This window comes from Micromonospora sp. NPDC002575, from assembly GCF_042889525.1.
GTDB lineage: Bacteria > Actinomycetota > Actinomycetes > Mycobacteriales > Micromonosporaceae > Micromonospora > Micromonospora carbonacea.
In genome coordinates this window covers 189,221-196,535 of the sequence record NZ_JBIARA010000002.1, presented here as the reverse complement: position 1 = coordinate 196,535, position 7,315 = coordinate 189,221, and the positions used below count along the sequence as shown (strand labels likewise).

At 74.1% G+C, this 7,315-nt stretch carries 4 protein-coding genes; 3 read left to right on the top strand and 1 reads right to left on the bottom strand.

Annotation, left to right across the window (positions count from 1 at the left end; all coding sequences use genetic code 11):
- Nucleotides 1–119: 119 nt before the first annotated feature.
- Nucleotides 120–1,826: a DEAD/DEAH box helicase gene (locus ACFYWL_RS04315; RefSeq protein ID WP_386967186.1), complete on the bottom strand. Its 1,707-nt coding sequence runs from the start codon at nucleotides 1,824–1,826 to the stop codon at nucleotides 120–122.
- A gap of 199 nt (nucleotides 1,827–2,025) precedes the next feature.
- Here ACFYWL_RS04315 and ACFYWL_RS04310 point away from each other — a divergent pair, with 199 nt between their 5' ends.
- The 3 genes from ACFYWL_RS04310 to ACFYWL_RS04300 all read left to right on the top strand — a co-directional run bounded on the left by ACFYWL_RS04310 (nucleotide 2,026) and on the right by ACFYWL_RS04300 (nucleotide 7,191).
- On the top strand, nucleotides 2,026–4,266 hold the full coding sequence (locus tag ACFYWL_RS04310) for a glycoside hydrolase family 9 protein (RefSeq protein ID WP_386967184.1): 2,241 nt from the start codon (nucleotides 2,026–2,028) through the stop codon (nucleotides 4,264–4,266).
- A 354-nt stretch (nucleotides 4,267–4,620) separates the two neighbouring features.
- A complete protein-coding gene (locus ACFYWL_RS04305; protein WP_386967181.1) occupies nucleotides 4,621–5,586 on the top strand; it encodes a DUF5715 family protein in 966 nt (321 codons plus the stop codon).
- Nucleotides 5,587–5,589: 3 nt separating this feature from the next.
- Nucleotides 5,590–7,191, top strand: a complete 1,602-nt coding sequence (locus ACFYWL_RS04300; protein WP_386967178.1) for an asparagine synthetase B family protein — start codon at nucleotides 5,590–5,592, stop codon at nucleotides 7,189–7,191.
- Nucleotides 7,192–7,315 lie beyond the last annotated feature (124 nt).

Below are 7,315 nucleotides of genomic sequence, written 5' to 3'. Positions count from 1 at the left end.
ACCCGCCTTTGGGGGGGTGGGGGGGGTGTTGGGTGGCGGGGGGGGGTTGGGCCCTTTCGGGTTTGGGCGGCCCGGGGCGGCCCCCCCCCCCCGGGGGGGGCCCGGCCGCCCCACGATCGTCAGGGGCGGTCGCGGTCGCGGCGTACCGTCGTCTTGCGGCCCTTGATGGTGCTGTTGCGCAGCCCGGCGATCACCTCGTCCACCACGGCGACCGGCACCTCGACCAGCGAGAACCGGTCGGCGATCTCGATCGAGCCGATGTCCCGCCCGCTGACCCGGGTCTCCCCGGTGATCGCACCGACCAGGTCCTGCGGGCGCACCCCGGCCCGCCGGCCCAGCCCGATGAACACCTGCGTGGTGCCCCCGGAGCGGGGCCGCCCGGGCCGCCGCTCGCCGCCGCGCCCCTCCTGCCCCGGACGCCCCTCGCGCGGCGGGCGGACCGCCACCTGCGGGATCTCCTCCTCGTCGTCGTCCGAGCCCGGGGAGGCGGCCTCGTGGGCCAGCTTCACCGCCGCGAGCGCCACCTCCATCATGTCGAACTCGTCCGACAGCGACTCCACGATGACCCGGAACGGCTCCAGGTCGTCCTCCAGCAGGCTCTCCCGCAGCGCCGCCTGGGTCAGCTCCAGCCGCCGGGTGCGCAGGTCGGCCACCGTGGGAATCTTGTCGATGGCGATGCGCTGGCCGGTGACCCGCTCGATGGTCTTGAGCATCCGGTGCTCGCGCGGCTCGGCGAGGGTGATCGCCACCCCCTCCCGGCCCGCCCGCCCCACCCGGCCGATGCGGTGCACGTACGACTCCGGGGCCGACGGCACGTCGTAGTTGACCACGTGGGTGAGCTGCTCGACGTCCAGCCCCCGGGCGGCCACGTCGGTGGCCACCAGCAGGTCGGCCGTGCCGGCGCGCAGCCGGCCCATCACCCGGTCCCGCTGCTCCTGGCTCATCCCGCCGTGCAGCGCCTCGGCGCGGTAGCCCCGGCCGTTCATGGTCTCGGTGAGCCGGTCCACCTCCTCGCGGCTGCGGCAGAAGACGATCGCGGCGGTCGGCGACTCCACGTCCAGCACCCGGCCCAGCGCCGCCGGCTTGTGCGCCCGCGCCACGATGTACGCGCTCTGCCGCACCCGGGGCGTCTCACCGGCCACCGGCTGCTCGCGGCCGATCTGGATGCGCACCGGGTCGGTCAGGTGCTGCCGGGCCATGCCGTCGATGCGCGACGGCATGGTCGCCGAGAACAGCACCGTCTGGCGCTGCTGCGGGGCGTGCTCAAGGATCGCCTCGATGTCCTCGGCGAAGCCCATGTCGAGCATCTCGTCGGCCTCGTCGAGCACCACCGTGGCCAGGCCGCCCAGCCGCAGGGTGCCCCGGGCGATGTGGTCCAGCGCCCGGCCCGGAGTCGCCACCACCACGTCCACCCCCAGGTCCAGGGCGCGCAGCTGCCGGCCGATCGGCTGGCCACCGTAGATCGGCAGCACCCGGGCGCCCAGGTCCTTGCCGTAGCGGTGGAACGCCTCCGACACCTGCACCGCCAGCTCCCGGGTGGGCACCAGCACCAGCGCCACCGGGTCGCCGCCGGTCCGCCCGACCGGCATCCGCTGCAGCAGCGGCAGCGCGAACGCGGCCGTCTTGCCGGTGCCGGTGGCCGCCTGACCGAGCAGGTCCCTGCCGGCCAGCAGGGGCGGGATCGCCTCCCGCTGGATCGGGGTCGGCTCCTCGTAGCCGAGGGCGGACAGCGCGCCGAGCAGCTCGGCACGCAGCCCGAGATCCGTGAAGGCGGTGGCCTCGTCGGCGGGGATGGCGGGGTCGGTCGATGCGGGTGCGGAACTCATGGGCAAAGCTTTTCATCACCCCGGCCGGCCCGCTGCGGCGACCTGCACAACGTCGTCCCCGCCACGTCGGCGACACGGGCGGCGGCGATGGCCTATGGTTGGCCCAGCGCTCCCGTCGACGGTTTGCCCGACCGCCCGGCGGCTTCGTGCTGGGCAGGTCCGGCAGGTGGTCAACCCGACGCACCCCGGAAGAGGAACGATGCCCCTCCGCAAGCGCCCGGCCGCCCTCGCGGCCACCACACTGCTCACCCTGAGCGCCCTGGCCGTCGTGCCGTCCCTCGCCGCCGCCGCTCCCGACCCGGGCGGCCCGGTCAAGGTCAACCAGGTCGCGTACGTGCCCGGCACGCCCAAGCAGGCCACCGTGGTCAGCACGTCGACCAGCCCGCTGGCCTGGACGCTGCGCAACGCCGCCGGCGTCACCGTCGCCTCCGGCCAGACCACCGTACGCGGCGCGGACGCCCTGTCCGGCGACAGCGTCCACGTCGCCGACTTCTCCGCCTACGACACCGTGGGCAGCGGCTACGTGCTCTCGGTCGGCGGGAACAGCAGCCACCCCTTCGACATCTCCGCCGACGCCGTGCGCCGGCTGCGCACCGACTCCCTGGCGTTCTTCTACCACCAGCGCAGCGGCACCCCGATCGAGTCGCGGTACGTCGGCTCCCGCTACTCCCGGCCCGCCGGGCACGTCAACGTCGCCCCGAACCAGGGCGACAACGCGGTGCCGTGCCGCTCCTCCTGCGGCTACACCCTCGACGTGCGGGGCGGCTGGTACGACGCCGGCGACCACGGCAAGTACGTGGTCAACGGCGGCCTGGCCACCTGGCAGCTCCAGAACATCCACGAACGTTCCCTGCACGTGGCCGGCGCCGACCGGGCCGGGCTCGCCGACGGCACGCTGGCGATCCCCGAGCAGGCCAACGGGGTGCCCGACGTGCTGGACGAGGCGCGCTGGGAGCTGGAGTTCATGCTGAAGATGCAGGTGCCCGACGGCCGTCCGAACGCCGGCATGGTGCACCACAAGATCCACGACCAGAACTGGACCGCGCTGCCGACCCGGCCGGAGTCGGACAACCAGCCTCGGCTCCTCGCGCCGGTCAGCACCGCCGCGACCCTGAACCTGGCGGCGACCGCCGCGCAGGCGTCCCGGCTGTGGAAGTCGTACGACGCGACCTTCGCCGCCCGGGCGCTCGCCGCCGCCGAGAAGGCGTACGCCGCGGCGAAGGCCAACCCGAACCGGCTGGCGCCGGCCACGGACAACACCGGCGGCGGCGCGTACGAGGACAACAGCGTGGGCGACGAGTTCTACTGGGCGGCGGCCGAGCTGTACGCCACCACGGGGGCGGCCGGCTACCGCGCCGACGTGACCGGTTCGACCTACTACAAGGGCGCCAGCTTCGCCAACCGTGGCTACGACTGGAGCTGGACCGCCGGGCTCGGCGACACCACCCTGGCCCTGGTGCCCAACGGCCTGCCGGCCGCTGACCTCGCCGCCACCCGGGCCGCGATCGTGGCCTTCGCCGACCGGCTGCTGACCCAGACCGCCGGGCAGGGCTACCCGGCCCCGGGCAGCGGCGACGGGACGTACTACTGGGGCTCCAACGGGGCCGTCGCCAACAACGGCAACGTCCTGGCCCTCGCCTTCGACTTCACCGGCCAGCAGAAGTACCGCGCCGGGGCCTACGCCGCCTACGACTACCTGCTCGGCCGCAACCCGCTGAACCAGTCCTACGTGGCCGGTTACGGCGAGAAGCCGGTGCGCAACGTGCACCACCGGTTCTGGGCCAACCAGAAGGACTCCTCGCTGCCCACCGCGCCGCCCGGCTCGCTCTCGGGCGGGCCGAACAGCCAGTTGCAGGACCCGGTGGCGGTGGCCCAGCTCTCCGGTTGCAAGCCGCAGAAGTGCTTCGTCGACGACATCGAGGCGTACTCGGTCAACGAGGTGGCGATCAACTGGAACTCGGCGCTGGCCTGGCTGGCGAACTGGGCGGCGGAGCGGGCGGGCACCGGCGGCACGACGCCGGAACCCACCCCGTCGCCGACCGTGTCGCCCACGGCCTCGCCCACGCCGACGGCCTCGCCCACGCCGACCGTCACGCCCACGCCCACGACCACGCCGCCGGCGGGTGGCTGCGCGGTGACGTACACGTCGAACAACTGGAGCAACGGGTTCAGCGGCAACCTGACCGTCGCCAACAGCTCGGCCGCGACGTGGCCGTCGTGGACGTTGACCTTCCGGTTCACCGCCGGCCAGCAGATCAGCCAGGGCTGGTCCGGAAAGTTCAGCCAGAGCGGCGCCGAGGTCACGGTGACCAACGAGAGCTGGAACGCGGTCGTCTCCCCGGGCGGCTCGGTGAGCCTCGGTTTCAACGCCTCCCACACCGGATCCAACCCGGCCCCGGTGGGCTTCGCCGTCAACGGCACCGCCTGCACGCTGCGGTGACCGGGTGACCGGGATGCCGGCCCCGCCGGCCTGATCCGGGTCCGTCGCCGATCCCGCACTTCCTGTGTGCAGTGGGTGAAGGGGGCTGCGGGATCGACGACGTTCGGCGAAACTGGTCGGGGGCCTCTTCCGATCGGAATCGAGGCCCGGGCGGACGGCCGGGGTGCCGCACCCACCCCGGCCGTCCTGCTCCACCCGGCGCGTCACCACCACGCAGCCGGCGTGAAGGCGCTGACGCCTCGGCGCGCATCCGGGGGAAATGGGAACAATGTTCGCCCTGTCCCGGCTACTCGTGGTTACGGTGCTTTTGACGGCAACCGTGCCGTGTCGTACCGGGAGAGAGAGGACCCGACCATGCGAGTGCCCAGCCGAAGCCCCGGCCAGCAGCCCGGCACCTCCGTCGCGTCCGCCGCCCCGGCGCGGCGCGTGCCGCGGGGCGTCGCTCCCCGCCCGGCCCCGCCGACGCCCGACCTCGACGCCTACCGGGCCGCCGTGGCGGACCTGCTCGTCGAGATCGGCGCGTTGGCCGACCCGGACTCGGCGGGGGCCCGCCAGGTGCTGCTCGACGAGCGGCTGCGCGAGCCGGCGATCGCCGCGGTGCTCGACGCCACCGGCCAGGGCCTCGTCGGCGCCCGGGAGACGCTGCTGCTGGAGATGGCCCGCTACCAGCCCAACGCGCGCAGCTCCGCGGCTGACCTGGCCGCCCTCGTCCGGATCTACCTGCTCTCCCGCATCGACGTGATGTGGTGGCGCGACGCCACCACCTTCATGACCGACGCTCAGGTCCACGCCAGCGGCGACCTGGTCGACCTGGAGTGGCTGCGCCGCCGCGACCTGCTCCGGTTCCGCTACCAGGAGCAGCCCGCCACCCTCGTCGGCCGGGGCGTGCGGGCCGTCTGCCGCCGGCTGCTCCCCGCCGCCCGGCCGCACACCGCCGGCGTGAAGTTCCGCCGGGCCCGGCGCGAGGTGATCGGCCTGCTCAACGACATCGGCCGCGAGTTCGCCCGCAGCGCCCCGCCCGGCACCCCGCCGCTGTGGGTGACCAGCCTGGTGCGCAGCGCCGAGCACCAGCACCGGCTGCGCCGCCTCGGCTACGCCGCGATGGTGCCCAGCGGCCACTGCCTCGGCTACGCCGTCGACGTGGAGATGACCTGGTTCCAGCGGTTCGGCGCCCGGGACGTGCTGGCCGGCCTGCTGCTGGCCCGCCAGCAGGCCGGGGAGGTCAACGTGGTCGACGAGGGGCAGGCCTGGCACCTGTGCCTCGCGCCCGCCGCCCGGGCGCGGTTTCGCCGCGCGTACGAGGCCGAGATGGGGGTCTGAGCCGTGTGCGGCATCGCCCTGAGCCTCGGACCCGAGGCCGATCCGGCCACCTTCCGGCGGATGCTGGCCGTCCTCGCTCCGCGCGGCGAGGTGACCGAGACCCGTCGGGAGGCGGGCCTGCTCGCCGGCACGCGCCGGCTGCGGATCGTCGACCGGGAACGGGCCGCGCAGCCCTGGGTCTCCGCCGACGAGCGCCTCCTGCTCTGCTACAACGGCGAGGTCTTCAACCACCGGGAGCTGCGCGCCGAGCTGACCCGCCTGGGGCACGTGTTCCGCAGCGAGAGCGACACGGAGGTCGTGCTCGCCGCCTTCGAACGCTGGGGCGACGACGCGGTGCGGCGGCTGCGCGGCGAGTACGCCTTCGTCGTGGTCGAGCGGGCCACCGGCCGGGCCTACCTGGCCCGCGACCCGCTCGGGGTGAAGCCGCTGTACTGGTCCCGGGTGCCGGGCTGCCTGCACCTGGCCAGCGAGGTCAAGGCCCTGGTGGGGCACGGCGCCCCGGTCGCCGAGGTGCCACCGGGGCACCACGGCTGGGCCGAGCCGGGCGGCCACGTCCGGCTGCGCCCGTACGTCGACCTGCTCACCCTCGGCGACGGGCTGCCCGTGGTGGACGACCCGGACGAGGCCGCCCTGCTCGTCCGGGCCGCCCTCACCGACAGCATCCGGATGCGGCTGGACACCGACCTCACCGTCGGCGTGGTGCTCTCGGGTGGGCTGGACAGCTCGCTCGCCCTGCTGCACACCCACGAGCTGCACCCCGACTGCGTGGCGGTGACCGTGGGAGCGCCGGGCAGCCCCGACGTGGCGTACGCCCGGCGGCTCGCCGCCGACCTCGGGGTGCCGCACGAGGTGATCGAGCTGCGTCCGCGCGACATCCGGCTCGCCGACGTGCGCGAGGCCATCCGGATCTCCGAGCTGACCGAGTACGGCGACATCATCAACGCCGTGGTCTCGGTGCCGATCTTCCGGCGGCTGCGCGACCTGGGCGTCAAGGTCGTGCTCACCGGCGACGGCTCCGACGAGCTGTTCGGCGGCTATCCCATGTACCACCGGGTCGGCCCCGAGCGGTCCCGCCGGCTGTTCCTGCACAAGATCCGCAACCTGTGTCGTACGGAGTTGCAGCGGGTGGACCGCGCCAGCATGGCCCACGGGGTGGAGGCGCGGGTGCCGTTCCTCGACCTGAGCGTGGTGGAGCTGGCGATGCGGTTGCCGCTGGGGCTGAAGCTGCGCGAGGGCCAGGAGAAGTGGATCGTCCGCCGGGCGTTCGCCGACGTGCTGCCCGACTACGTGCGGCGGCGGCCGAAGAACCCGATGTCGTACTCGTCGGGGCTGCACGAGCGGGCCCGGCTCTACAAGCCGCTCTTCGCCCGGCTGCACCGTTCCTTCGGCTACCATCTGCTCGACCCGGTGCGCCGGGACTTCGACAGCGTGCTCACCCGCTGCGGCAACGACCTGGACCGGGCCATCGCCGACGGGCAGGCCAGGCCGGACTACACGGTGCTGGAACACGCCCGGGACCTGGTCGGCGCGGCGAAGTGGAACGCGGCGCCGGTGGTCCGCCGGCTGGTCGGCCCGCGCGCCACCCGCCGGACCCCGGTCGGCTGACGGCCCCACCCCTACCACCGTTGCCCGGTCCACCGTGGACCACTACGTTGATCGATACACAGGCGGCCGGTGGGACGACGAGTCACCCGGGCGTGACGCCCCACCCGTCGCCGGAAGGGGACTC

What these genes read in the sequence shown, in the direction of transcription:
- ACFYWL_RS04310 (WP_386967184.1), top strand. Translation starts at nt 2,026, where the DNA reads ATGCCCCTCCGCAAGCGCCCGGCCGCCCTCGCGGCCACCACACTGCTC.
- ACFYWL_RS04315 (WP_386967186.1), bottom strand. Translation starts at nt 1,826, where the DNA reads ATGAGTTCCGCACCCGCATCGACCGACCCCGCCATCCCCGCCGACGAG.
- ACFYWL_RS04305 (WP_386967181.1), top strand. Translation starts at nt 4,621, where the DNA reads ATGCGAGTGCCCAGCCGAAGCCCCGGCCAGCAGCCCGGCACCTCCGTC.